General features: G+C 71.3%; 1 protein-coding gene and 1 pseudogene. One reads left to right on the top strand and one right to left on the bottom strand.

Going from position 1 to position 794, the window contains the following annotated elements; all coding sequences use genetic code 11:
- Positions 1 to 52: 52 nt before the first annotated feature.
- A pseudogene (locus tag ABFX50_RS50815) lies at positions 53 to 553 on the top strand (IS5 family transposase); the annotation flags it as partial.
- Between the two features lie 85 nt (positions 554 to 638).
- Here ABFX50_RS50815 and ABFX50_RS51785 read toward each other — a convergent pair.
- A partial coding sequence (locus ABFX50_RS51785; RefSeq protein WP_428834745.1) for an ATP-binding protein occupies positions 639 to 794 on the bottom strand: 156 nt, incomplete at its 5' end.

The raw sequence follows: 794 nt of genomic DNA, 5'->3' as shown, positions 1-794 counted from the left end.
CGCCGCACGAGCGTGATCGCGTCCCACACGGGGGGCGGTCGGGTCGTGCGGCGGGCACGGCGAACCAGGTGATCACGCGATCGGCCGCTCCCGTGGCGGGCCCACCACCAAGATCCATCTCGCCTGCGACGGCCACGGCCGACCCCTGTCGATCGTCCTGACCGGCGGCAACGTCAACGACTGCACCGTGTTCACCCAGGTCATGGCCGGTGTCCGGTCCGACCGGCCGGGACCGGGACGACCGGCGACCAGACCGAGGCGGGTGATCGCGGACAAGGGCTACTCCAGCCGCGCCATCCGCTCCTACCTGCGCAGACGCCGCATCCCGGCCACCATCCCGGAACGCCGCGACCAGAGGGCCAACCGGCTGCGCCGAGGCCGGGCCGGCGGACGCCCGCCGACCTTCGACCGCGCCGCCTACAAGCGTCGCAACGTGGTGGAACGCTGCTTCAACCGGCTCAAGCAGTTCCGCGCCATCGCCACCCGCTTCGACAAGACCGCCACCTCCTACCAAGGCATGCTCGACCTGGCCACGCTGCTCACCTGGCTTTGAGGACACGCCCTAGTGCGGTGGGGGCGGGTGCGGTGATGGGGCGGGTGCGGGTGGCCTGAGACAGTGCGGTGGGTGGCTGGTGTGGTCAGCCCACTGCGGGCAGGGTGAAGCTGAAGCGGGAGCCGCCTCCTGGGTTGTCCTGGGCGGTGATCTCGCCGCCGTGGCGTTCCACGATGCGCTTGCAGATCGCCAGGCCCAGGCCTGTGCCCAGTCTTCCGCTTGCTCGGTGGGCGCGGTGGAA

Source organism: Nonomuraea recticatena (assembly GCF_039533245.1).
In the GTDB taxonomy this organism is placed as follows: Bacteria; Actinomycetota; Actinomycetes; order Streptosporangiales; family Streptosporangiaceae; genus Nonomuraea; species Nonomuraea roseola.
Note: the sequence above shows the minus strand (reverse complement) of the source record. Positions and strands in the feature narration are given on the sequence as shown.